Origin of the sequence: Streptomyces sp. NPDC052682 (assembly GCF_040678435.1) — a bacterium.
Taxonomy (GTDB): Bacteria; Actinomycetota; Actinomycetes; order Streptomycetales; family Streptomycetaceae; genus Streptomyces.
Genome location: NZ_JBFATS010000015.1, coordinates 86,928 through 110,691, shown reverse-complemented (window position 1 = coordinate 110,691; position 23,764 = coordinate 86,928). Strand labels below are relative to the sequence as shown.

General features: G+C 71.4%; 19 protein-coding genes. 12 read left to right on the top strand and 7 right to left on the bottom strand.

Annotated features, from left to right (window positions below; translation table 11 throughout):
* Positions 1 to 37: 37 nt before the first annotated feature.
* The gene (locus AB0K80_RS23725; protein WP_365672758.1) at positions 38 to 925 is read left to right on the top strand and encodes a FadR/GntR family transcriptional regulator; all 888 of its coding nucleotides are present in this window, start codon (positions 38 to 40) and stop codon (positions 923 to 925) included.
* A 427-nt stretch (positions 926 to 1,352) separates the two neighbouring features.
* Positions 1,353 to 2,888 carry an RNA polymerase sigma factor gene (locus tag AB0K80_RS23720; RefSeq protein WP_365672756.1) on the top strand — a complete coding sequence of 512 codons (1,536 nt, stop codon included), beginning with the start codon at positions 1,353 to 1,355 and terminating at the stop codon, positions 2,886 to 2,888.
* Between the two features lie 66 nt (positions 2,889 to 2,954).
* On the opposite strand, the gene AB0K80_RS23715 is transcribed toward AB0K80_RS23720, so the two are convergent.
* Positions 2,955 to 3,149 (bottom strand): hypothetical protein, encoded by a 195-nt coding sequence (locus AB0K80_RS23715; RefSeq protein ID WP_365672754.1) that lies wholly within the window; start codon positions 3,147 to 3,149, stop codon positions 2,955 to 2,957.
* A 180-nt stretch (positions 3,150 to 3,329) separates the two neighbouring features.
* On the opposite strand from AB0K80_RS23715, the gene AB0K80_RS23710 reads away from it, so the two are divergent.
* Positions 3,330 to 4,235 (top strand): serine protease, encoded by a 906-nt coding sequence (locus AB0K80_RS23710; protein WP_365672752.1) that lies wholly within the window; start codon positions 3,330 to 3,332, stop codon positions 4,233 to 4,235.
* Between the two features lie 126 nt (positions 4,236 to 4,361).
* Here the strand turns inward: AB0K80_RS23710 and AB0K80_RS23705 are convergent, their stop codons facing one another.
* Positions 4,362 to 4,592 carry a hypothetical protein gene (locus tag AB0K80_RS23705; protein ID WP_365672750.1) on the bottom strand — a complete coding sequence of 77 codons (231 nt, stop codon included), beginning with the start codon at positions 4,590 to 4,592 and terminating at the stop codon, positions 4,362 to 4,364.
* A gap of 442 nt (positions 4,593 to 5,034) precedes the next feature.
* On the opposite strand from AB0K80_RS23705, the gene AB0K80_RS23700 reads away from it, so the two are divergent.
* The 3 genes from AB0K80_RS23700 to AB0K80_RS23690 all read left to right on the top strand — a co-directional run bounded on the left by AB0K80_RS23700 (position 5,035) and on the right by AB0K80_RS23690 (position 9,394).
* Positions 5,035 to 7,158, top strand: coding sequence for a DNA topoisomerase IV subunit B (locus tag AB0K80_RS23700; protein ID WP_365672748.1), 2,124 nt, complete (start codon positions 5,035 to 5,037; stop codon positions 7,156 to 7,158).
* 101 nt (positions 7,159 to 7,259) lie between these two features.
* Positions 7,260 to 7,805 carry a DUF485 domain-containing protein gene (locus AB0K80_RS23695; RefSeq protein ID WP_365672746.1) on the top strand — a complete coding sequence of 182 codons (546 nt, stop codon included), beginning with the start codon at positions 7,260 to 7,262 and terminating at the stop codon, positions 7,803 to 7,805.
* Entirely contained in the window at positions 7,802 to 9,394 is a 1,593-nt protein-coding gene (locus AB0K80_RS23690) for a cation acetate symporter (protein ID WP_365672744.1), read from the top strand. The genes AB0K80_RS23695 and AB0K80_RS23690 overlap by 4 nt, the downstream gene beginning before the upstream one ends.
* Positions 9,395 to 9,692: 298 nt before the next feature.
* Here AB0K80_RS23690 and AB0K80_RS23685 read toward each other — a convergent pair whose 3' ends face one another.
* Positions 9,693 to 10,388, bottom strand: a complete 696-nt coding sequence (locus AB0K80_RS23685; RefSeq protein WP_365672742.1) for a response regulator — start codon at positions 10,386 to 10,388, stop codon at positions 9,693 to 9,695.
* Between the two features lie 160 nt (positions 10,389 to 10,548).
* On the opposite strand from AB0K80_RS23685, the gene AB0K80_RS23680 reads away from it, so the two are divergent.
* The 3 genes from AB0K80_RS23680 to AB0K80_RS23670 are packed head-to-tail and all read left to right on the top strand — an operon-like array spanning position 10,549 to position 13,340.
* Positions 10,549 to 11,364, top strand: coding sequence for an ABC transporter ATP-binding protein (locus tag AB0K80_RS23680; RefSeq protein WP_365672740.1), 816 nt, complete (start codon positions 10,549 to 10,551; stop codon positions 11,362 to 11,364).
* On the top strand, positions 11,354 to 12,223 hold the full coding sequence (locus AB0K80_RS23675; protein WP_365672737.1) for an ABC transporter permease: 870 nt from the start codon (positions 11,354 to 11,356) through the stop codon (positions 12,221 to 12,223). Before AB0K80_RS23680 ends, AB0K80_RS23675 begins: the two co-directional genes overlap by 11 nt.
* A gap of 58 nt (positions 12,224 to 12,281) precedes the next feature.
* A complete protein-coding gene (locus AB0K80_RS23670; RefSeq protein WP_365672736.1) occupies positions 12,282 to 13,340 on the top strand; it encodes an ABC transporter substrate-binding protein in 1,059 nt (352 codons plus the stop codon).
* A 16-nt stretch (positions 13,341 to 13,356) separates the two neighbouring features.
* Here the strand turns inward: AB0K80_RS23670 and AB0K80_RS23665 are convergent, their stop codons facing one another.
* The 3 genes from AB0K80_RS23665 to AB0K80_RS23655 all read right to left on the bottom strand — a co-directional run bounded on the left by AB0K80_RS23665 (position 13,357) and on the right by AB0K80_RS23655 (position 16,760).
* Complete coding sequence (locus tag AB0K80_RS23665; RefSeq protein WP_365672888.1) at positions 13,357 to 14,037, bottom strand: response regulator; 681 nt, start codon at positions 14,035 to 14,037, stop codon at positions 13,357 to 13,359.
* The gene (locus tag AB0K80_RS23660) at positions 14,037 to 15,707 is read right to left on the bottom strand and encodes a sensor histidine kinase (RefSeq protein WP_365672734.1); all 1,671 of its coding nucleotides are present in this window, start codon (positions 15,705 to 15,707) and stop codon (positions 14,037 to 14,039) included. The genes AB0K80_RS23665 and AB0K80_RS23660 overlap by 1 nt, the downstream gene beginning before the upstream one ends.
* Positions 15,708 to 15,818: 111 nt before the next feature.
* Positions 15,819 to 16,760 (bottom strand): sucrase ferredoxin, encoded by a 942-nt coding sequence (locus tag AB0K80_RS23655; RefSeq protein WP_365672732.1) that lies wholly within the window; start codon positions 16,758 to 16,760, stop codon positions 15,819 to 15,821.
* A gap of 295 nt (positions 16,761 to 17,055) precedes the next feature.
* Here AB0K80_RS23655 and AB0K80_RS23650 point away from each other — a divergent pair, with 295 nt between their 5' ends.
* Positions 17,056 to 18,144, top strand: a complete 1,089-nt coding sequence (locus AB0K80_RS23650; protein ID WP_365672886.1) for a GTP-binding protein — start codon at positions 17,056 to 17,058, stop codon at positions 18,142 to 18,144.
* A gap of 72 nt (positions 18,145 to 18,216) precedes the next feature.
* On the opposite strand, the gene AB0K80_RS23645 is transcribed toward AB0K80_RS23650, so the two are convergent.
* Positions 18,217 to 20,673 (bottom strand): DNA topoisomerase IV subunit A, encoded by a 2,457-nt coding sequence (locus AB0K80_RS23645; protein WP_365672730.1) that lies wholly within the window; start codon positions 20,671 to 20,673, stop codon positions 18,217 to 18,219.
* A gap of 268 nt (positions 20,674 to 20,941) precedes the next feature.
* On the opposite strand from AB0K80_RS23645, the gene AB0K80_RS23640 reads away from it, so the two are divergent.
* Positions 20,942 to 22,336 carry a pitrilysin family protein gene (locus AB0K80_RS23640; protein ID WP_365672885.1) on the top strand — a complete coding sequence of 465 codons (1,395 nt, stop codon included), beginning with the start codon at positions 20,942 to 20,944 and terminating at the stop codon, positions 22,334 to 22,336.
* Positions 22,333 to 23,721: a pitrilysin family protein gene (locus AB0K80_RS23635; RefSeq protein WP_365672729.1), complete on the top strand. Its 1,389-nt coding sequence runs from the start codon at positions 22,333 to 22,335 to the stop codon at positions 23,719 to 23,721. The genes AB0K80_RS23640 and AB0K80_RS23635 overlap by 4 nt, the downstream gene beginning before the upstream one ends.
* Positions 23,722 to 23,764: the final 43 nt, after the last annotated feature.

The following is a 23,764-nucleotide window of genomic DNA, read 5'->3' as shown; positions in this document are numbered from 1 at the left end:
CCTCAAGGGAGTTGGAAACGGCGCCGACAAAGGATGCGTGAGTACCCTTGCGCACACCATGATGACCGCCGCCCGCTCCGCCGACTCCGGCCTCGCGAACCCGGGCGAACTCGACCGCTACCCCTACGCCGAGGCGCCCGCCGTCGACCGCGTCGGAGCCCCTGTCTGGGACGGCGCGGACTCGGAGCTGGGCCGTGTGGGCCGGCGCGCCGCGGGCAACCGCGGGCGCGGACTGCACGGCCAACTCGTCCAGCAGCTGGGTCAGATGATCGTTTCCGGCGATCTGGGAGCCGACCGCCCGCTGGTGCCCGAGGAGATCGGCCAGCGCTTCGAGGTCTCCCGCACCGTCGTGCGCGAGTCGCTCCGCGTCCTCGAGGCCAAGGGACTGGTCAGTGCCCGCCCGAACGTCGGCACGCGCGTGCGTCCCGTCAGCGACTGGAACCTCCTCGACCCGGACATCATCGAGTGGCGGGCCTTCGGGCCGCAGCGCGACGACCAGCGCCGCGAGCTGAGCGAGCTGCGCTGGACGATCGAGCCGCTCGCCGCCCGCCTCGCCGCCGGGCACGGGCGCGAGGACGTCCAGCAGCGCCTGACCGACATGGTCGAGATCATGGGGCACGCCATGAGCCATGGTGACGCGCTCACGTTCTCCCGCGCCGACTCGGAGTTCCACGCCCTGCTCATCCAGGTCGCCGGCAACCGCATGCTCGAGCACCTGTCCGGGATCGTGTCGGCGGCGCTCCAGGTCTCCGGCGGCCCGGTCACCGGCTGCGAGCGGCCGAACGAGACGTCCCTGGCGCAGCACGGCCGGATCACCGACGCCCTCGCCGTCGGCGACGGCGAGGCGGCCGAGGCGGCCATGCGCCAGCTGCTCACGGTCCACCCCGAGGTGGAACGCGTGGTGCCCGCCCCGCGCGAGCACTGACCGCGTTCCGCAAGCGGTACGGCCGGACGTGCCATCCCCCTCCTGTGGCGTCGCCCGGCCGCTGAACCGCCTCCCGTCGGACCCCGCGGGATCCTCCCGATCCCGCGGGGTCCGACGGCGCGAAGAGGCGACCGATCCGCCGGAGCGGTCCTGTCCGAGCCGAGAGTGAACGGTTCCGTCCGCGTCTGACAGGTTTTGAATGCTTACGGGGTGTGACTCGGGCCACGCAGATTGGGCGTAACACTCGTGAGGAGAACGCGATGACCTAAGAGGTGACAGACGCGGAGGGAATACGGACGCCGGTCACGGCGCTGTGCATCTCCCGGGTCCCCGCCCGCGCCGTCGGCCCATCCCCAAGCCGGCGGTCGGCTCCAGTCCACTGTGGACGGGGCCGGAAGCCGTTTTCCAACGTTCCGAGAGGTTGTTCGTGTCGGCCAGCACATCCCGTACGCTCCCGCCGGAGATCGCCGAGTCCGTCTCTGTCATGGCGCTCATTGAGCGGGGAAAGGCTGAGGGGCAGATCGCCGGCGATGACGTGCGTCGGGCCTTCGAAGCTGACCAGATTCCGGCCACTCAGTGGAAGAACGTACTGCGCAGCCTCAACCAGATCCTCGAGGAAGAGGGTGTGACGCTGATGGTCAGTGCCGCAGAGCCCAAGCGCACCCGCAAGAGCGTCGCAGCGAAGAGCCCCGCCAAGCGCACCGCCACCAAGACGGTCGCGGCGAAGACGGTGACCACCAGGAAGGCCACCGCCACGGCCACCCCGGCGGCGCCCGCCGCCGACCCGGCCGCCGAGGAAGAGGCCCCCGCGAAGAAGGCCGCAGCCAAGAAGACGACCGCCAAGAAGGCAGCGGCGAAGAAGACCACCGCCGCCAAGAAGACGGCCGCGAAGAAGACCACCGCCGCCAAGAAGGACGACGTCGAGCTGCTCGACGACGAGGTCCTCGAGGACACCAAGGTCACCGACGAGCCCGAGGGCGCCGAGAGCGCCGGCTTCGTCCTCTCCGACGAGGACGAGGACGACGCGCCCGCCCAGCAGGTCGCCGCCGCCGGCGCCACCGCGGACCCGGTCAAGGACTACCTCAAGCAGATCGGCAAGGTCCCCCTGCTCAACGCCGAGCAGGAGGTCGAGCTGGCCAAGCGCATCGAGGCGGGCCTGTTCGCCGAGGACAAGCTGGCCAACTCCGACAAGCTGGCGCCCAAGCTCAAGCGCGAGCTGGAGATCATCGCCGAGGACGGCCGCCGCGCCAAGAACCACCTCCTGGAGGCCAACCTCCGTCTGGTGGTCTCCCTGGCCAAGCGCTACACCGGCCGCGGCATGCTCTTCCTGGACCTCATCCAGGAGGGCAACCTCGGTCTGATCCGCGCGGTCGAGAAGTTCGACTACACCAAGGGCTACAAGTTCTCCACGTACGCCACCTGGTGGATCCGTCAGGCGATCACCCGCGCGATGGCCGACCAGGCCCGCACCATCCGTATCCCGGTGCACATGGTCGAGGTCATCAACAAGCTCGCGCGCGTGCAGCGCCAGATGCTCCAGGACCTGGGCCGCGAGCCCACCCCGGAGGAGCTGGCCAAGGAGCTCGACATGACCCCGGAGAAGGTCATCGAGGTCCAGAAGTACGGCCGCGAGCCCATCTCGCTGCACACCCCGCTCGGTGAGGACGGCGACAGCGAGTTCGGCGACCTCATCGAGGACTCCGAGGCCGTCGTGCCGGCCGACGCGGTCAGCTTCACGCTGCTGCAGGAGCAGCTGCACTCGGTGCTCGACACCCTGTCCGAGCGCGAGGCGGGCGTCGTCTCCATGCGCTTCGGTCTCACCGACGGTCAGCCGAAGACCCTCGACGAGATCGGCAAGGTGTACGGCGTCACGCGTGAGCGCATCCGCCAGATCGAGTCCAAGACCATGTCGAAGCTGCGCCACCCGTCGCGGTCCCAGGTGCTGCGCGACTACCTGGACTGAGCCGACCGCCTGAAGCGCCCCTGCCCGGCACACACCGGGCAGGGGCGTTTCGCGTGTGTCGGCGTGTTACTCCCGCAGGTAGGGCCAATGCCATTCGCGGTTCTCCTCGACGACCTTGGTCCACTCGGCCAGCAGATGCTCGCGCCGGTCCTCGGGCACCTCGTCCAGCGCGGGGCGGAGCCGTTCGAGGATCTTCGCCGACTGCCGCGGATCACGCCGGACGGGGAGGCCGAGGTGGTGGGCGATGGAGCGGAGGGTCATGGCGGGTCATCTCGATCCGGTGTCTCGCGACGGTGCTCCCCGACCGTCTGCCTGTCTCTCGGTCGAGCACAGCGGTCACCCCTCCATACTGCGCGCCCACATCGCTGTCCTGCGGGTGCGGGGCACGGCCGGCTGCATCACTCTGGGTGTTCCGTGACCACCTCGGAGTGAGGAGAGCGCATGCGTCGTCGCTTCGTCCGCGTCCTTGCTGGGTCGCTGACCCTGGCAGCCGCGGCATCCGCCGTTCCGCCGGCATCCGCCGGCAGCGTCGTCGGGGGCTTTCCCGTCGATGTGTCACAGACTCCGTGGACGGTGGCGCTGGCCAGCCGTGACCAGTTCGGGGGTACGCGGGCGGGCCAGTTCTGCGGCGGCGTGGCCGTCGGCCCCACCACCGTGCTCACCGCTGCCCACTGCGTGGACGAGGAGGTCCTGGGGGCCCCGCCGCACCGGGTGCCCGACTTCAAGGTCATCACGGGGCGTACGGACCTGTTGTCGGGCCAGGGCCGGGAGATCACCGTACGGTCCACCTGGGTGAACCCGCAGTACAACCCCGTCAGCAACGACGGGGACTTCGCGGTGCTCACCCTGGCCGAGCCTCTCCCGGGCGGGTCGGTGATCACCATGGCCGCCGCCGGCGATTCCGCGTACGCGATAGGCAACACCGCGACGGTCTACGGCTGGGGCGACATCACGGGAGCCGGGAACTTCACGACCGGATTGCGGGCGGCGCGGATGCGTGTGCTGTCCGACGCCCTGTGTGAGCAGGCGTATCCCGGCAGTTCCGACGGCACCTACCGCTCTGAGACCATGGTGTGCGCCGGAGAGCCGGCGGGCGGGCCCGACGCCTGCCAGGGGGACAGCGGGGGCCCACTGGTCGCCCAGGGGCGGCTGATCGGGCTGGTGTCCTGGGGCACCGGATGTGGGCAGGCGGGGAACCCCGGGGTCTACACGCGCGTGTCCTACGTCCTGCGCACGCTCGGTTGGGACACGGGCGGGAAAGGGGCGCTGAGGGGCGCCCAGGAGCCCCAGCGGGACCGTGAGGGCACGGGCCGGGCGGGCTCGAGAGACGGCCTCGGAGGCTGGTGAGGGCATCGCCTCGGCAGAGTCCCGAGGCCTGAGCGAAGGGACGACGAAGGGCGGCTGCCTCTGTGGAGCAGAGGCAGCCGCCCGTACCGGCCTGTGCCGGGCTGGCTCGTCGTCCGACGCTAGGGGTCAGCGCTCATCTTCGGTAGCACTCGCGGGAACGGAGGTGAGCCGCTCCGTCTCGTCCTGTATCTCAGCGGCGATCTTCTTGAGTTCCGGCTCGAACTTGCGGCCGTGGTGGGCGCAGAAGAGCAGTTCTCCGCCGCTCAGCAGGACGACGCGCAGGTATGCCTGGGCGCCGCAGCGGTCGCAGCGATCAGCGGCCGTCAGCGGGCTTGCGGAAGTCAGAACAGTAGTCACGTCGCCTCTTCTCTAGCTCGACGAGCTGTCGTACCAGGGTCAACATCCAACCAGCCCCAAAACGTTCCCGCTCGCGGCTTTTCCTCGAAAAATCTTTCCCGAGGCGGCTGGCTGCTGCCGGTTGGCGGCGAATGTGCCGTATGCGTGTCGCTGTGTCGTACGGGTTCGCGCTGTCGGTCAGTCGGTCGGTCCTCCCGGCTGGGTTGCCGGTTGTTCATGAGGACGTGCCCGGAGCCTAAATGGTTCATGCCTCGAAGGGAACGTGATGTGTGCTTCACTCCATCGAGGGATCGAACACTCATGCGACGGTGGACTACCCTGAACTGCCGGCGAGGGTGGCGTTACAACGGCTCTACCAGGGCTCTGTACCCTCTGACCGGTGACCGAAGCCGCGCCCTTACCCACCAGGGCCCCATCTGAAATTCAGCGAGGAGCGAACCGCGTGACCGCCGAGACGTCCGTGCCGTCCACAGCGCTGCTGGCAGGAGCAGACCGGGACGGTTCCAACTACACCGCGCGGCACCTGCTCGTCCTCGAGGGGCTCGAGGCCGTGCGCAAGCGCCCCGGTATGTACATCGGCTCGACCGACAGCCGCGGTCTGATGCACTGCCTGTGGGAGATCATCGACAACTCCGTCGACGAGGCCCTCGGCGGCTACTGCGACCACATCGAGGTGATCCTCCACGACGACGGCTCGGTCGAGGTCCGCGACAACGGCCGAGGCATCCCGGTCGACGTGGAGCCCAAGACCGGCCTGTCGGGCGTCGAGGTCGTCATGACCAAGCTGCACGCCGGCGGCAAGTTCGGCGGTGGCTCCTACGCCGCCTCCGGTGGTCTGCACGGCGTCGGCGCCTCCGTCGTCAACGCCCTGTCCGCGCGGCTGGACGTCGAGGTGGACCGCGGCGGCCACACCAACGCCATCAGCTTCCGGCGCGGTGTCCCGGGCGTCTTCGCCGGAAACGGCCCCGACGCGACGTTCGAGGCCAAGAGCGGGCTGCGCAAGACCAAGAAGATCCCGAAGAACCGCACCGGCACGCGCGTGCGGTACTGGGCCGACCGCCAGATCTTCCTCAAGGACGCCAAGCTCTCCCTGGACAACCTGCACCAGCGCGCCCGCCAGACCGCGTTCCTGGTGCCCGGCCTGACCATCGTCGTCCGCGACGAGTTCGGACTCGGTGAGGGCGGCAGCAAGGGCGAGGAGTCCTTCCGCTTCGACGGCGGGATCAGCGAGTTCTGCGAGTTCCTGGCCACCGACAAGGCCATCTGCGACGTCCTGCGCTTCACCGGCCAGGGGACCTTCAAGGAGACGGTCCCCGTCCTGGACGACCGCGGCCAGATGACGCCCACCGAGGTCACCCGTGAGCTCGGCGTCGACGTCGCGCTGCGCTGGGGGACCGGCTACGACACCACGGTCAGGTCGTTCGTCAACATCATCGCCACCCCCAAGGGCGGCACCCATGTCGCGGGCTTCGAGCAGGCCGTCACCAAGACGATGAACGAGGTGCTGCGCGCCAAGAAGCTGCTGCGCGTCGCCGAGGACGACATCGTCAAGGACGACGCCCTGGAGGGCCTCACGGCGGTCGTCACGGTCCGCCTCGCCGAGCCGCAGTTCGAGGGCCAGACCAAGGAGGTCCTCGGCACGTCGGCGGCCCGCCGCATCGTGAACACCGTGGTCTCCAAGGAGCTCAAGGCGTTCCTGACCTCCACCAAGCGGGACGCGGCCCAGCAGGCCCGGGTCGTGATGGAGAAGGCCGTCGCGGCGGCCCGCACGCGCATCGCCGCCCGCCAGCACAAGGACGCCCAGCGCCGCAAGACGGCCCTGGAGTCCTCCTCGCTGCCCGCCAAGCTCGCCGACTGCCGCAGCGACGACGTCGACCGCAGCGAGCTGTTCATCGTCGAGGGCGACTCCGCACTCGGCACGGCCAAGCTCGCCCGCAACTCCGAGTTCCAGGCGCTGCTGCCGATCCGCGGCAAGATCCTCAACGTCCAGAAGTCGTCCGTGACGGACATGCTGAAGAACGCCGAGTGCGGTGCGATCATCCAGGTCATAGGGGCCGGTTCGGGCCGGACCTTCGACATCGACGCGGCTCGTTACGGCAAGATCATCATGATGACCGACGCCGACGTCGACGGCTCCCACATCCGCACGCTGCTGCTGACGCTGTTCCACCGCTACATGCGGCCCATGGTCGAGGCGGGCCGGGTCTTCGCGGCGGTGCCGCCGCTGCACCGCATCGAGCTCGTCCAGCCGAAGAAGGGGCAGGACAAGTACGTCTACACGTACTCGGACCGTGAGCTGCGCGACAAGCTGATGGAGTTCCAGAGCAAGGGCATCCGGTACAAGGACTCCATCCAGCGGTACAAGGGCCTCGGTGAGATGGACGCCGACCAACTGGCCGAGACGACCATGGACCCGCGCCGCCGCACCCTGCGCCGGATCAACCTCACGGACCTGGAGGCCGCCGAACAGGTCTTCGACCTCCTGATGGGCAACGACGTCGCGCCGCGCAAGGAGTTCATCTCCAACTCGGCGGCGACGCTCGACCGGTCCCGCATCGACGCCTAGGCGCGCCGCCCCCGGGCTCACCAGTGGTTTCCGTCACCTGATGGGGTGAAGAGCGGGAGGAAGAAGAGTCAGAGATCTTTCCGCTCTGTCCATCCTTGGGCATGCAGTCAAGCAACGGCCGTCCCCGCGCGGGCGGTGGCGGTCACGAAAGTCCTGCCGGACGCCCCGGCAGCCCTGACCCGGCCCTCGCCGAGGCGTCCGGAACGGTGCGGTACGACGACCCCTGGTACGACGCCCTGGCCTCCGGCTGGGGCGAGCCGGCCGGCCCGGGGGTGCCCGCTCCGGCGGCGCCTTCACGTACTCGCGACTCAGCCGCGGCCGACGTCTACCTCGAGGTGCAGCGCAGCGCGGCCTTCCAGGAGGTGCGCGGCCGGTACCGGAGGTTCGTGGTTCCGGCCGTCGTCGTCTTCTTCTCCTGGTACGTGGTCTACGTCGTGGCGGCGACCAGCGCACCGGAACTGATGGCCCGGCCCGTGGCCGGGGCGGTGAACGTGGCGATGCTCGCGGGGCTCGCGCAGTTCCTGACCACCTTCCTGCTCACCTGGGCGTACGCCCGGCACGCACGGGTGCGGCGGGACCGGGCGGCGCTGGAACTGCGCTGGGACACCCAGGAGATGGCGCGCGGTGCGGGAGGCGGTGCGGCATGACCCGAGACCATCAGACGCTGGCGCTGCTGCTGTTCAGCGCGTTCGTCGCCGTGACGCTGGGCATCACCACATGGGTGAGCCGCAGACGGCAGGGCTCGGCCGAGGAGTTCTACACGGGCGGCCGGCTCTTCTCCCCGATGGAGAATGGTTTTGCCATCGCGGGCGACTACATGTCGGCCGCCTCCTTCCTCGGCATCTCCGGGCTGATCGCCCTGTACGGCTACGACGGCATGCTGTACTCGGTGGGCTTCCTCGTGGCCTGGCTCGTGGTGTTGTTCCTGGTCGCCGAACTGGTGCGCAACTGCGGGCGGTTCACCCTGGCCGACGTGGTGGCGGCGCGGATGCGGGAGCGGCCGGTGCGGATCGCGGCGGGAACCTCCTCGGTCACGGTGTCCGTTCTCTACCTGGTGGCGCAGATGGTGGGGGCGGGCAGCCTGGTCGCGCTGCTGCTCGGGCGCACGGGCGAGGCGGCACAGGCCTGGACCGTGATCGGCGTCGGCGCGCTCATGGTCGTCTACGTGTCGCTGGGAGGGATGCGCGCCACCACCTGGATCCAGATCGTGAAGGCGGTCCTGCTGCTCGGCGGCACGATCGCCCTGACGGTGCTGGTCCTGCTGCGGTTCCACGGTGACGTCGACCGCCTGCTGCTCACGGCGGCCGAGCGCAGCGGCCACGGGGAGGCTTTCCTGGCGCCCGGGCTTAAGTACGGCGGGGACTGGACGGCCCGGTTCGACTTCATCAGTCTCGGGCTCGCCCTCGTCCTGGGTACGGCCGGGCTGCCGCACATCCTGTCCCGCTTCTACACCGTGCCCACCGCGCGGGCCGCACGGCGCTCGGTGGTCTGGTCGATCGGGCTGATCGGCGGCTTCTACCTGATGACGATCGTCCTCGGCTTCGGCGCGGCCGCCCTCGTCGGGCCCAAGGCCGTGCGCGGCTCCAACGCGGCCGGGAACACGGCGGTCCCGCTGCTGGCCCTCGACCTGGGCGGCGGCACGGGCACCACGGGCGGCACGGTGCTGTTCGCCGTCGTGGCCGCCATCGCCTTCGCCACCATCCTCGCCGTCGTCGCCGGGATCACGCTCGCCTCCTCGGCGTCCGTGGCCCACGACCTGTACGCGTCCCTGCGCAGCAGGCGCCGCAAGCCGCGCAGCGAGGTGACCGTGGCCCGGGTCGCCGCGGTGGGGACCGGCATGGTCGCGATCGCCCTGGGCCTGCTGGCCCGCGATCTCAACGTCGCCTTCCTGGTGGGCCTCGCCTTCGCCGTCGCCGCCTCCGCCAATCTGCCGGTGCTGCTGTACTCGCTGTTCTGGCGCGGCTTCACCACCCGCGGCGCCGTCTGGGCCGTCTACGGCGGCCTGGTCCCGGCCGTGGTGCTGGTGCTGCTGTCCCCGGTGGTCTCCGGCAGCCCCGCGTCGCTGTTCCCCGGCGTCGACTTCCAGTACTTCCCGCTGGAGAACCCCGGCCTGGTCTCCATCCCGCTCGGTTTCCTCGCCGGCTGGCTCGGCACGGTCACTTCGGCGGAGCTCCCGGACGCGGCCAAACACGCCGAGACGGAGGTGCGGTCGCTGACGGGAGCCGGGGCCGTGTGAGAGCCCTGAACGGCCGCGGAGGCCCGGGAGCACCCGGCCCTCCGCGTCGGGGTGCATACCGCCAGGGGGCCTCGGCGGCCGTGTCCAGGCCCGCGCCGCGGACCACCTCCGCGGCGACCGGGGCCCACAGCACGTACCGGCCGCAGCGTGGACGGTCTCGGTGGCCAGGCCGTGCGCGGCCGGGCCGAAGCGGCACTCGGCGGCGACCTGGCAGCGCAGGCCCGCCGGTGTCGCGCCGCCACCGTCGGACACGCCAGGCGCGGTGGTCATCCCCGTACTCCGGTGCCCGCCGGGCTGACTAGGGGGCCACCCAGGCGTACCGGTGCTCCGGGCGGCCCGTGTCGCCGTACTTCAGGGAGAGGCGGAGGCGGCCGGCCTGTTCCAGGTGGCGGAGGTAGCGCTGGGCGGTGGAGCGGCTCAGGCCCGTCTCGGCCGCCACCTCGTGGGCGGACAGGGGGTGGTCCGCGTGGTGCAGCACGCGGCAGATCAGTTCCGTGGTCGGCTCCGAGTGCCCGCTCGGCAGGCCCGGTGACGACGGGGCCGGTGTGGTGCGCAGGGCGCTGAAGATCCGGTCGACCTGCTCCTGGCCGGCGATGCCCCGCCCGCCGCCGACGCGTTCGACGGTGCGGCGCAGCGCGGCGTAGGAGTCGAGGCGGGTGTGCAGCGCGGCGAAGGTGAACGGTTTGACCAGGTAGTGCAGGGCGCCCAGGCGCATCGCGGCCTGGACGGTCGCCACGTCCCCGGCCGCGGTGATCATGATGACGTCGGTGCCGTGGCCCTGTTCCCGCATGAGGTGGACGAGTTCCAGGCCGGTCCGGTCGGGCAGGTAGTGGTCGAGCAGGACCAGGTCGACACCGCCGCGCTGTACCGCGGCCAGGGCCTGGGCGGCGGTGTGCGCGCGGGCCGCCACCCGGAAACCGGGAACCTTCCCCACGTACTTGGCGTTGATCTCGGCGACACGGAAGTCGTCGTCCACGACCAGGACGTCAATCATCGGGCCTCTTTCCTCAAGGCCAGGCGGGCGTGCAGCCCGTGTTTCGGCTCCGTTGTTGTAACGCGAGCAAAACGAGCACAACAGGTGCTTGCGAGCAAAAGAACGGTATGCGCGCACAAGACTGCTGCCGCACCCCCGGCCGGACCTACCGTCCCCGGCCATGAGCGCAGACACCAGCCCCGCCATCGAACTGCGGGGCGCGAGCAAGACGTTCAGGACGCCGTCGGGCGGCCTGCACACCGCCGTCCGCGACCTGGATCTCACGGTCGGCCGGGGCGAGTTCGTCGCCGTCGTCGGCCCCACGGGCTGCGGCAAGTCGACGACGCTGACCCTGGTCAGCGGCCTGGAAGAGCCCACCGAGGGCGATGTTCTCGTCGCCGGGCAGCCGGTGCGCGGCGTCGGCGACAAGGTCGGGTTCGTCTTCCAGCAGGACGCCACCTTCCCCTGGCGCACGGTCCTGTCCAACGTCATGGCGGGCCCGCGCTTTCGCGGCGTACCGAAGGCGGAGGCGAAGCAGCGGGCACGCGCGTGGCTGGCCCGGGTGGGGCTGGCGGCGTTCGAGGACCGCTATCCGCACCAGCTCTCCGGCGGCCAGCGCAAACGCGTCGCGCTCGCCGCGACCTTCGTCAACGACCCCGAGATCCTGCTGATGGACGAGCCGTTCTCGGCCCTCGACGTGCAGACGCGGGCGCTGATGTCCGACGAACTGCTGGAGCTGTGGGAGGGCACGCGCTCCTCCGTCGTCTTCGTCACCCACGACCTGGAGGAGTCCATCGCGCTGGCCGACAAGGTCGTCGTCATGACGGCCGGGCCCGCCACCGTCAAGCACGTCTTCGACATCGACCTGCCACGGCCGCGCAAGGTCGAGGAGGTGCGCCTGGAGCCCCGGTTCCTGGAGATCTACCGCGAGATCTGGGAGTGCCTCGGCGAAGAGGTGCGCATCACGCGCGAGAGGGGTGCCGCCCATGTCGCCTGACGTGCTCAGCACCCCGGTCGCCGACCAGCCGGTCAAGACGTCCGGCCGCGCCCACACGCGAGCCCGCGCCGCCCGCAGGCGCAGGATCCTCATCGCCGTCGTCCGCGCGCTGCTCCTGGTCGCCGTGCTCGGCCTGTGGGAGGCACTCTCCCGGGCCGAGGTCATCGACCCGTTCAACTTCTCGATGCCCTCCAGGATCTGGGACCAGATCTCCACCTGGGTGACGCACGGCACCGCGCTCGGCTCCCTGGGCGAACAGATCTGGTACACGCTCCACGAGGCACTCCTGGGCTGGGTCCTCGGGGTGGCCGGCGGTGTCGTCCTCGGCATCGCGCTGGGGAGGATCGCCCTGCTCGCCGACGTCCTCGGCCCGTACATCAAGGTGCTCAACTCGATCCCCCGGATCGTCCTCGCCCCCATCTTCGTCATCTGGTTCGGGCTGGGACCGGCCTCCAAGGTGGCCTCGGCCGTCGTCCTGGTCTTCTTCCCGGTGTTCTTCAACGCCTTCCAGGGCGCCCGCGAGGTCGACCGCAACCTGGTCGCCAACGCGCGCATCCTGGGCGCGAGCGACCGCCGGGTGACCTTCCAGGTGGTCATCCCCTCCGCCACCTCCTGGATCTTCACCAGCCTGCACGTCAGCTTCGGCTTCGCGCTCATCGGCGCCATCGTCGGCGAGTACATCGGCGCCACCAAGGGCATCGGCCTGCTCGTCGCGCAGTCCCAGGGCACGTTCAACGCGGCCGGTGTGTACGCCGCGATGGTCATCCTCGCGGTCGTCGCCCTCCTCGCCGAAGGGCTGCTCACCTTCGCCGAGCGCCGCATCTTCCGCTGGAGGCCGGCCTCGGGCTCCGACAGCTGACCCGGCCCCCCACCCCTCCCAAAGCTTCCGCACCCCTCTCACAAGGACGTGAACCACCATGCCCAAGACCGCTCGGTACGCCGCCCTGGCCGCGGCCGGCCTCCTCGCCCTCTCCTCGCTCACCGCCTGCGCCGACGACGCGGCCGGTTCGGCCGCCGGCACCGGCGGCAAGGGCGACGGCAAGGGAGAGCACGTCAAGATCATGGTCGGTGGTCTGGACAAGGTCATCTACCTGCCCGCGATGCTGACCCAGCGGCTCGGCTACTTCGACGCCGAGGGGCTGGACGTGGAGCTGCTGAGCGAGCCCGCCGGCGTCCAGGCCGAGACGGCGCTCGTCTCCGGCCAGGTCCAGGGAGCCGTCGGCTTCTACGACCACACCCTCGACCTGCAGACCAAGGGCAAGCACGTCGAGTCCGTCGTGCAGTTCTCCCAGGCACCCGGCGAGGTCGAGATCGTCTCGAACAAGGCGGCGGGCGACATCACCTCGCCCAAGGACTTCAAGGGCCGGAAGCTCGGCATCACCGGCCTCGGCTCCTCGACCGACTTCCTCACCAAGTACCTCGCCGTGAAGAACGGGGTGCGGGTCGACGAGTTCACACCGGTCGCCGTCGGCGCCGGGCCGACCTTCATCTCCGCGCTCCAGAAGGGCGCCATCGACGGCGGCATGACCACCGACCCGACCGTGGCCACCCTCCTGGACAAGAAGGCAGGCAAGATCCTCCTCGACATGCGCACGCCCCAGGGGTCCCGGGAGGCGCTCGGCGGGCCGTACCCCTCGTCCAGCCTCTACATGCAGACGGACTGGGTGAACAGCCACAAGGAGACGGTCCAGAAGCTGGCCAACGCCTTCGTCAAGACACTGAAGTGGATGTCCGCCCACAGCGCCGCCGAGATCGCCGACAAGATGCCCGCGGACTACTCCCAGGGCGACAAGGCGCTCTACGCCCAGGCGATCAAGAGCACGCTGCCGATGTTCACCAAGGACGGCGTGATGCCGGCGGGCGGGCCCGAGACGGTCGAGAAGGTGCTCAAGGCGTTCAACCCGAACATCAAGAACGCCCAGGTCGATCTCTCCCAGACGTACACCACCGAGTTCGTGAAGAAGGCCACCGGCTGAGACGCCCTTTCCCCCGCTAGGCGCGGGTCGCCCACACGTAACGGTGTTCCGGGCGGCCCGCGTCGCCGTACTTGAGGGTGAGCCTGGCCCGGCCCGTGCGCTCCAGCAGCTTCAGATAGCGCTGGGCGGTCTGGCGGCTCACCCCGGTCCGTTCGGCGATCTCCTGGGCGGACAGCGGGCCCTCGGCGTTCATCAGGGACTGGCGCACCAGCTCCGCCGTGGTGGGGGAGTGCCCCTTGGGCAGGTCCGGCTCCGACGGCGCCGACAGGGCGCCGAAGATGCGGTCGACCTGGGCCTGCTCCGCCTCGCCGCCGCCGTCCAGGGTGCGGCGCAGCTCCGCGTACGCCTCCAGCTTCGCGCGCAGGCCCGCGAAGGCGAACGGCTTGACCAGGTACTGCAGCGCGCCGTGCCGCATCGCCGCCTGCACGGTGGACACGTCCCGGGCCGCCGTCACCATGATCACGTCGGTCTGGTGGCCTCGCCGGCGCATCTCCTGAACGACCGCGAGCCCGGTGTCGTCGGGCAGGTAGTGGTCCATGAGCACCAGGTCCAGGTGCGGCAGCGTCTCCATCCGGCTCAGGGCCTCCGCCGCGCTGTGGGCCTCGCCGGCGACGTGGAAGCCCGGCACCTTCTCGACGTAGGCGGCGTTGACCCGCGCGACCCTGGTGTCGTCGTCCACGACCAGGACCTCGATCATCACGATTCCTCCTCGGCGCTCTGCGGGGCTGACGGCACGCTCAGGGCGGGTTCGGGGGCCGGTTCGGCCAGCGCCTCGGGCAGCACGACGGTGAACTCCGCGCCGCCGCCGTCCGCCTCTCCCACGGTCGCGCTGCCCCCCTGCCGTTCGGCGAGCCTGCGCACCAGGGAGAGCCCGAGGCCGCGCTCGCGGTGGGCCGGCGGCTGCTTGGTGGACCACCCCTCGGTGAAGATCAACTCCCGGTGCTCCGCCGGGATTCCGGGGCCGGTGTCGCGGACGGTGAGGATCGCGGTCCGCCCTTCGGTGCGCAGTTCGACCTCCACGCGCGCGTGCGGGGTGGCCGCGACGGCGTCGAGCGCGTTGTCGACGAGGTTCCCGACGATGGTGACGAGCCCTCGGGGGTCGATCAGGCGGTCGGGCAGCCGGGTGGCGTCCGACACCCACAGGGCGACACCGCGCTCGGCGGCGACGGTCGCCTTGCCGACCAGCAGGGCGGCCAGCAGCGGGTCCTGGATCTTCTCGGTGACCTGCTCGGCGGTGGCCCGGTGGTCGCCGACCACCTCTCCGACGAACTCCACGGCGTCGTCGTACATCTCCAGCTCCAGCAGGCCCAGCAGCGTGTGCATCCGGTTGGCGTGCTCGTGGTCCTGGGCGCGCAGGGCGTCGATCAGGCCGCGGGTGGAGTCCAGTTCCCGGCCGAGCTGCTCCAGCTCGGTCCGGTCGCGCAGGGTGGCGACCGCGCCGCCGTCGTCCGTGGGCATCCGGTTGGCCACCAGCACCCGCTGACCCCGTACGGTCAGCAGGTCCGTGCCTCCCACCCGCCCGGCCAGCACGTCGGCGGTACGGCCCGTGCCGAGCGCCTCGTCGGGCGTGCGGCCCACCGCGCCGCCGTCGATGTCCAGCAGCCGCTGCGCCTCGTCGTTGAGCAGGCGGATCCGGCCGGTGCGGTCCAGGGCGACGACGCCCTCCCGGATGCTGTGCAGCATCGCCTCGCGCTCCGCCAGCAGCGCCGCGATGTCGGAGAAGGCCAGGTCCCGGGTCTGCCGCTGGACCCGCCGGGAGATCAGCCAGGCCGCCAGCGCGCCGACGGCCAGGGCGCCGCCGGCGTACGCGAACAGGCCCGGGATGGCGTGCAGCAGCCGGGCCCGGACGCTGTCGTACGCGATGCCCACGGACACCGCTCCGACGATGTCGCCGTGGCTGTCGCGCAGCGGCACCTTGCCGCGGGCGGAACGGCCCAGTGTGCCGCTGTCGATCTCCATGACCTCCTTGCCGGCCAGCGCACGGCCCGGGTCGGTGGAGACGTGCCCGCCGATCCGCCGCGGGTCGGTGTGCGACCAGCGCACCCCTCGCCGGTCCATCACCACGACGTACTCGGCGTGCGTGGCCCTGCGGATCCGCTCCGCCTCCCGCTGCACGGGCCCGTCCGGCGTCGCCGGGGTGCTCTGCAGGTCCCTGACGATCTGCGGCTGCGCGGCGGTGGTCTGCGCGATCGCCAGCGCGCGGCGCATCGCCTGGTCGTCCAGCTGGTGGCCGAGCGGCGCGAGGAACAGCCCGGTGGCGAGCACCGCGACCCCCGCGGCGATCGCCACCTGCATGAGCAGCACCTGCGAGAACACACGCCGCGGCAGGCCGAGGCGCAGACGGCGTGCGGGGGGAGTGGGGCGCATACCCCTGACGGTACGTGGCTGCCCGCACCGGGCCGTAGGGGGTGTGGTGCGGATCTCCCGGCAGGGCGGGGCTGCGACCAGCCGCCCCGTCGGGGCCACGCGCGCGTGGATTCAGCCGGCGAGCGCCGCCATCGTCAGTTCCCGTACCTCGACCACGTCCATCCGCGCGGGCGCCCCGAGGACCGACACCCCGCAGCTCTCCGGGCGGGGCGGCAGGGAGGCGCCCTGGGCCACGACGACCCGCCAGTGGCGGCCGTCGGCGTGGGCGACGGTGACCTCCCAGCGCGGGGCGGCGCCCTCCGTGCGCACGACGCGCAGAGCCTGCGCCGCGTACTCGCCCACGGCCGTGCGCACGGCCAGCTCGGCCGCCTGGCCGGGGCGCTCCCAGGCGGAGCTGCCGCGGCAGCCCTCCACGACGATCCGGCCCTCCCGGACGCCGTGCAGGACCTCCTTGACGGTGTGTGCCTCCGCCCGGCCGTACGCGTATCCGTACGGCAGGACGAGCACCGTCGGGGCGAAGCGGTGACCACCCAGGTGGGTGACCTCCCAGACGCCCTCGACCCCGGAGGTGGCGAGCTCGGCCGCGAGCGGCCGGCCGAGGAGGGCACAGCAGCGGTCGCGCTTGCCGTTGGTGCAGACGAGGGCGAGGGGCTCGCCCTCGTGGGGCCGTCCGCCGAGCACCGTGTCGAAGCGGCGGTGGTCGCCGGCGCCGAGCGCGGCGAAGTCGAGGTCGAGCAGCCGCCGGGGGTCGGTGGTCGTGGCGCTGTGCAGCCACGACCTTCCCGGCATGGTGTGGGCGGCGTACACCCGTCGGGTGGCGGGCATGTGGCAGTCCGCGTGCCGACCGGGGCGGCGGATGAGCGCGATGCGCACGCCGGTGCCCTTCGCGGCGGCCTCCAGCGCGCGGCCCAGCGCGGGGTCCAGGTTGCTCGAGGTGAGCGCCTTGACACCCCAGGGGCCCGGCTGTTCCAGCAGGAGCCAGGTCCTCGCGGTGGCCGCGGTTCCCGGAACGGGCTCGGCGTGGTCCCGGGAGGCGGTTGAGCACGTACTCACATAGGTGAGCCTAACCTGTCCTGTGAGGTGATGCCTTTCGGGGTGGCGTCGTGTCATCGCCGCGAGCGGCCGTGCGGTCCTCGGTGACGGGGGCACAGACCCGCCGGCGCGCTGTCCGCGGCTCGTATCCTGGGGCGGCATTCCATCTTCCTGCGCGCACCGGGGTGTGAGCCGGTGCGCGCGTCGGCGTGAGAGAGGTCGCACGGTGGGTCAGCCGCGGACGAGTCCGAGCCCGAGCACGACGCCGAGCCCGAGCACGACGCCGAGCCCCAGCCCGAGTCCCGGTTCCCGCCAGATCCCGGTCGTCGTCCTGGCCGGGTTCCTCGGCTCGGGGAAGACCACGCTGCTCAACCACCTCCTGCACCACAGCGGCGGCAGCCGTATCGGCGCCCTCGTCAACGACTTCGGGGCCATCGAGATCGACGCCATGGCCGTGGCGGGAGCGCTCGGCGACTCGACCGTGTCGCTGGGCAACGGGTGCCTGTGCTGTGCCGTCGACGCCGGCGAACTGGATCAGTACCTGGGGCGGCTCGCCGAACCCTCGCTGGGCATCGACGTCATCGTCATCGAGGCCAGCGGTCTGGCCGAGCCGCAGGAGCTCGTGCGGATGGTGCTCGCCAGCGAACTGCCGGGCGTCGTGTACGGCGGTCTCGTCGAGGTCGTCGACGCCGCCGAGTTCGACGACACCCGCGCCCGGCATCCCGAGCTCGACCGGCACCTCGCCCTCGCGGACCTCGTCGTCGTCAACAAGCTCGACCGGGCGGCCGACGGGGAGCGGGTGCTCGGCCTCGTCCGGTCCCTCGTCGACCGCGCCGCCGTCGTGCCGGCCTGCTACGGCCGGATCGACCCCGAGTTCCTCTTCGACTGCCGGCCGAGCGAGGAACGCGTCGGGCAGCTGTCCTTCGACGACCTGCACGAGCCCGGCGAGGGGGCGGACGAGCACGCCGGGCACCTGCACGCCGGCTACGACAGCCTCTCCTTCGTCTCCGGGGTGCCGCTCGACCCGCGGCGGCTGATGGCGTTCCTCGACAGCCGGCCCGAGGGGCTGTACCGGATCAAGGGGTACGTCGACTTCGGCCCGTACGACCCCCGCAACCGCTACGCCGTCCACGCCGTCGGCCGGTTCCTGCGTTTCTACCCCGAGCCCTGGGCGAGCGCCGACGAGCGCCTCACCCAGCTGGTCCTCATCGGCTCGGGCATCGACACACCGGCGCTCCGGAAGGAGCTGGAGGCGTGCCGCACCGGTGCCGCGCACGCCGACGAGCACGGCATGTGGGGCGTGCTGCGCTATGTCCGGGACCCCGAGGAGCCGGAGCCCCGGGAGTGGCAGCCCTACGACGACGGACCGGGCGGGCCGGAGGGCCCCGAGGAGCTCCCGGACTGAGCCGGTGCGGAGCTCACCGGCCGGCCCCGGCCGTACGGGCCGGCCCTCCCGGGCCCGGACGCCCGGGTCCGCCTACACCGGCCCCGCCACCGCCGCCACCGTCTTGGGCAGCGACACGCCCGAGCCGTCGCGGCGCGGGTCGATGTCGGGCAGCTCGGCCGGGGTGCCGTTCTTCTGGGCGGCGCGGGCCGGGGCGGGGCCCGCCCAGGCCAGGGACAGGCAGTCCTCGCCCTTCAGGAACCGCTGGCAGCGCACCCCGCCGGTGGCCCGGCCCTTGCGCGGGAACTGGTCGAACGGGGTCAGCTTGGCCGTGGTCTGGACGGAGTCGTCGAGCGTGCCGCGCGAACCGGCGGCGGTGAAGACCACCGCGTCCGAAGCCGGGTCGACCGCCGTGAAGCAGATGACCTTCGCGCCCTCGGAGAGCTTGATGCCCGCCACCCCGCCGGCGGGGCGGCCCTGCGGGCGCACCTGGGAGGCCTGGAAGCGCAGCAGCTGGGCGTCGTCGGTGATGAAGACGAGGTCCTCGTCGCCCGTGCGCAGCTCCACCGCCCCGACGATCCGGTCGCCCTCCTTGAGGGTGATCACCTCCAGCTCGTCCTTGTTCGCCGGGTAGTCGGGCACCACGCGCTTGACCACGCCCTGCTCCGTGCCGAGCGCCAGGCCCGGCGAGGACTCGTCGAGCGTGGTCAGGCAGATGACGTCCTCGTCGTCCTGCAGGGAGACGAACTCCGCCAGCGGGGCGCCGCCCGACAGGTTCGGCGAGGCCATGTCCTCGGGGAGCTGCGGCAGGTCGACCACGTTCAGCCGGAGCAGCCGGCCGGCCGAGGTGACCACGCCCACCTCACCACGGGCCGTGGCCGGCACCGCCGAGACGATCACGTCGTGCTTGACGCGCCTGGCCTTGCCGTCCTCCGGGAACGGCTCGCCGTTGGCCGTGCGCGCCAGCAGACCCGTCGAGGACAGCAGCACCCGGCACGGGTCGTCGGCCACCTGCAGCGGCACCGGAGCGGCGGGGGCGTCCGCCGACTCCAGCAGGACCGTACGGCGGTCCGTGCCGAACTTCTTGGCCACCGCGGCCAGTTCGCTGGAGACCAGCTTGCGCAGCTCCGCGTCCGACTCGAGGATCCGGGTCAGTTCCTCGATCTCCGCGTTCAGCCGCTCCTTCTCCGCCTCCAGCTCGATGCGGTCGTACTTGGTCAGGCGGCGCAGCGGCGTGTCCAGGATGTACTGGGTCTGCACCTCGCTGAGCGAGAAGTGCCCCATCAGGCGCTCCTTGGCCTGCGCGGAGTTCTCGCTGGAGCGGATCAGGCGGATGACCTCGTCGATGTCCAGCAGCGCGGTGAGCAGACCCTCGACCAGGTGCAGCCGGTCGCGCTTCTTGCCGCGGCGGAACTCCGATCGGCGCCGTACGACGTCGAAGCGGTGGTCGAGGTAGACCTCCAGCAGCTCCTTCAGGCCCAGCGTGAGCGGCTGACCGTCCACCAGGGCCACGTTGTTGATGCCGAAGGACTCCTCCATCGGGGTCAGCTTGTACAGCTGCTCCAGGACCGCCTCCGGCACGAAGCCGTTCTTGATCTCGATGACCAGGCGCAGGCCGTGCTGGCGGTCGGTGAGGTCCTTGACGTCGGCGATGCCCTGGAGCTTCTTCGACCCGACCAGGTCCTTGATCTTGGCGATGACCTTCTCCGGGCCGACCGTGAAGGGCAGCTCGGTGACGACGAGACCCTTGCGGCGGGCCGTGACGTTCTCCACGGTGACCGTCGCGCGCATCTTGAACGTGCCGCGGCCCGTCTCGTACGCGTCCCGGATGCCGGACAGGCCGACGATCCGGCCGCCGGTGGGCAGGTCGGGGCCGGGGACGTGCTTCATCAGGGCGTCGAGATCGGCGTTCGGGTACCGGATCAGGTGGCGGGCGGCCGCGATCACCTCGCGCAGGTTGTGCGGCGGCATGTTCGTCGCCATGCCGACCGCGATGCCCGAGGCGCCGTTGACCAGCAGGTTCGGAAAGGCGGCGGGCAGCGCCACCGGCTCGCGCTCCTGGCCGTCGTAGTTGGGCTGGAAGTCGACGGTGTCCTCGTCGATCGACTCCGTCATCAATCCCGTGGCCTCGGCCATCCGGCACTCGGTGTACCGCATGGCCGCCGGCGGGTCGTCGTTGCCCAGCGAGCCGAAGTTGCCGTGCCCGTCGACCAGGGGGACGCGCATGGAGAAGGGCTGGGCCATGCGCACCAGGGCGTCGTAGATCGACGCGTCACCGTGCGGGTGGAGCTTGCCCATGACCTCGCCGACGACCCGGGCGCACTTGACGTAGCCGCGGTCGGGGCGCAGGCCCATCTCGTTCATCTGGTAGACGATCCGGCGGTGCACCGGCTTCAGTCCGTCGCGGGCGTCCGGCAGGGCGCGGGAGTAGATGACCGAGTACGCGTACTCGAGGAAGGAGCCCTGCATCTCGTCGACGACGTCGATGTCGAGGATCTTCTCCTCGTACGCGTCGTCGGGCGGCGGGGTCTTCGTGCTGCGGCGGGCCATCGCTGCCGGCTCCTTGCTGAAGCGGTTGACGGGGATCTGACGCGGACCATTGTGGACCGAGCCACTGACAACGCGGGCCGGGGACCCGGCGTCGCAGCACCGGCCCGGCACTGCCGAAGGCTACGCCCTCGCACGCCGTAACCCTCTTCTCGCTGTCGGCGTACGCCGCCCGGGAACTTCACCGGTGCTCCGCGCGCTTGCATACAGTGACAGGACCGGCAGGAACACGGCGGTGTCGAGGACCGCCTCCGCGATCGAAGGGACGTACATGCCCATGGGTCACACGGCCACCACCCAGGCAGGCTCCGGGGGCCTGACAGCGACCGAGCACCGCCTGGCCAACGGCCTGCGCGTGGTGCTCTCCGAGGACCACCTGACCCCGGTCGCGGCGGTGTGCCTCTGGTACGACGTCGGCTCACGCCACGAAGTCAAGGGGCGTACCGGCCTGGCTCACCTTTTCGAGCACCTGATGTTCCAGGGTTCCGCCCAGGTCAAGGGCAACGGCCACTTCGAGCTCGTCCAGGGCGCGGGCGGCTCGCTGAACGGCACCACCAGCTTCGAGCGGACCAACTACTTCGAGACCATGCCCGCCCACCAGCTGGAGCTCGCCCTCTGGCTGGAGGCCGACCGCATGGGCTCCCTGCTCGCCGCCCTGGACGACGAGTCGATGGAGAACCAGCGGGACGTCGTCAAGAACGAGCGCCGCCAGCGCTACGACAACGTGCCCTACGGCACCGCCTTCGAGAAGCTGACCGCGCTGGTCTACCCGGAGGGCCACCCCTACCACCACACCCCGATCGGGTCGATGGCGGACCTGGACGCGGCCACCCTGGAGGACGCCCGCCAGTTCTTCCGCACCTACTACGCGCCGAACAACGCGGTGCTGTCGGTCGTCGGCGACATCGACCCCGAGCAGACGCTCGCCTGGATCGAGAAGTACTTCGGCTCCATCCCCGCCCACGACGGCAAGCCCGAGCCCCGCGACGGCACGCTGCCCGACACCATCGGCGCGCAGCTGCGCGAGGTCGTCGAGGAGGAGGTCCCGGCCCGCGCCCTGATGGCCGCCTACCGCCTGCCGCACGACGGCACGCGCGCGTGCGACGCGGCCGACCTGGCGCTCACCGTGCTCGGCGGCGGCGAGTCCTCCCGCCTGTACAACCGCCTCGTGCGGCGCGACCGTACGGCGGTGGCGGCCGGGTTCGGACTGCTGCGGCTGGCCGGGGCGCCCTCCATGGGCTGGCTCGACGTGAAGACCTCCGGCGATGTCGAGGTGCCCGTGATCGAGGCCGCCATCGACGAGGAGCTCGCCCGGTTCGCCGAGGAGGGCCCCACCGCGGAGGAGATGGAGCGCGCCCAGGCCCAGCTGGAGCGCGAGTGGCTGGACCGGCTCGGCACGGTCGCCGGCCGCGCCGACGAACTGTGCCGCTACGCCGTGCTGTTCGGCGACCCGCAGCTCGCCCTCACCGCCGTCCAGCGCGTGCTGGAGGTGACGCCCGAGGAGGTCAGGGAGATCGCCCAGGCCCGGCTGCGGCCCGACAACCGCGCGGTGCTGGTCTACGAGCCGACCGCCCCCGAGCACGCCGAGGACGTGGAAGGCACCGAGGACCCGGAGTCCGCGGCGACCGTGGAAGCCACCGACGACAACGAGGAGGCGGCGAAGTGACCGAGCTCGCCACGATGGAGTTCCACCCCCGGCCCCAGGCGGGCGAGCCCAAGCCGTGGGCGTTCCCGGCGCCCGAGCGCGGTGCGCTCGGCAACGGCCTGACGGTGCTGCGCTGCCACCGCCCCGGCCAGCAGGTCGTCGCCGTCGAGGTGCTGCTGGACGCGCCCCTGGACGCCGAGCCCGCGGGCTTGGACGGCGTCGCCACGATCATGGCGCGGGCCTTCTCGGAGGGCACCGACAAGCACTCCGCCGAGGAGTTCGCCGCCGAGCTGGAGCGCTGCGGCGCCACCCTCGACACCCACGCCGACCACCCCGGCGTACGCCTCAGCCTGGAAGTGCCCGCCTCCCGCCTGGCCAAGGCGCTCGGCCTGGTCGCCGACGCCCTGCGGGCACCCGCCTTCGCCGACAGCGAGATCGAGCGGCTGGTGCGCAACCGCCTCGACGAGATCCCGCACGAGCTGGCCAACCCCTCCCGGCGGGCCGCCAAGGAGCTGTCCAAAGAGCTGTTCCCGGCGGGCTCGCGCATGTCGCGGCCGCGCCAGGGCACCGAGGAGACCGTCGCGGCCATCGACGCGGCGGCGGTGCGCGCCTTCTACGAGCGGCACGTGCGCCCCGCCACGGCCACCGCCGTGGTCGTCGGCGACCTCACCGGCATCGACCTGGACGCGCTGCTCGCCGACACGCTCGGCTCCTGGACCGGCTCGCCGGGCGAGCCGCGGCCCGTGCCGCCGGTGACCGCCGACGACACCGGCCGGGTCGTGATCGTGGACCGTCCCGGTGCCGTCCAGACGCAGCTGCTGATCGGCCGCATCGGCCCCGACCGCCACGACCGCGTGTGGCCCGCCCAGGTGCTCGGCACGTACTGCCTCGGCGGCACCCTCACCTCCCGCCTGGACCGCGTGCTGCGTGAGGAGAAGGGCTACACCTACGGGGTGCGGTCGTTCGCCCAGGTCCTGCGGTCCACCGCGGAGGGCACCGGTGCCGCGATGCTCGCCATCAGCGGCTCCGTCGACACCCCGAACACCGGCCCGGCGCTCGACGACCTGTTCAAGGTGCTGCGCACGCTTGCCAAGGACGGGCTCACCGACGCCGAGCGGGACGTGGCCGTGCAGAACCTGGTGGGCGTGGCGCCGCTGAAGTACGAGACGGCCGCGGCCGTCGCGAGCACGCTGGCCGACCAGGTCGAGCAGCACCTGCCCGACGACTACCAGGCCGCGCTGTACCGGCAGCTCGCCGCGACCGGCACCGTGGAGGCCACCGCGGCGGTCGTGAACGCCTTCCCGGTGGACCGTCTGGTGACCGTGCTGGTGGGTGACGCGGCGCAGATCAAGGAGCCTGTGGAGGCCCTCGGTATCGGCCAAGTCAGCGTGGTCGCCGCCGAGTAGCGGCACGCGCGCGTGGAGGCCCTGGTGGCGTGCCTGTCACCAG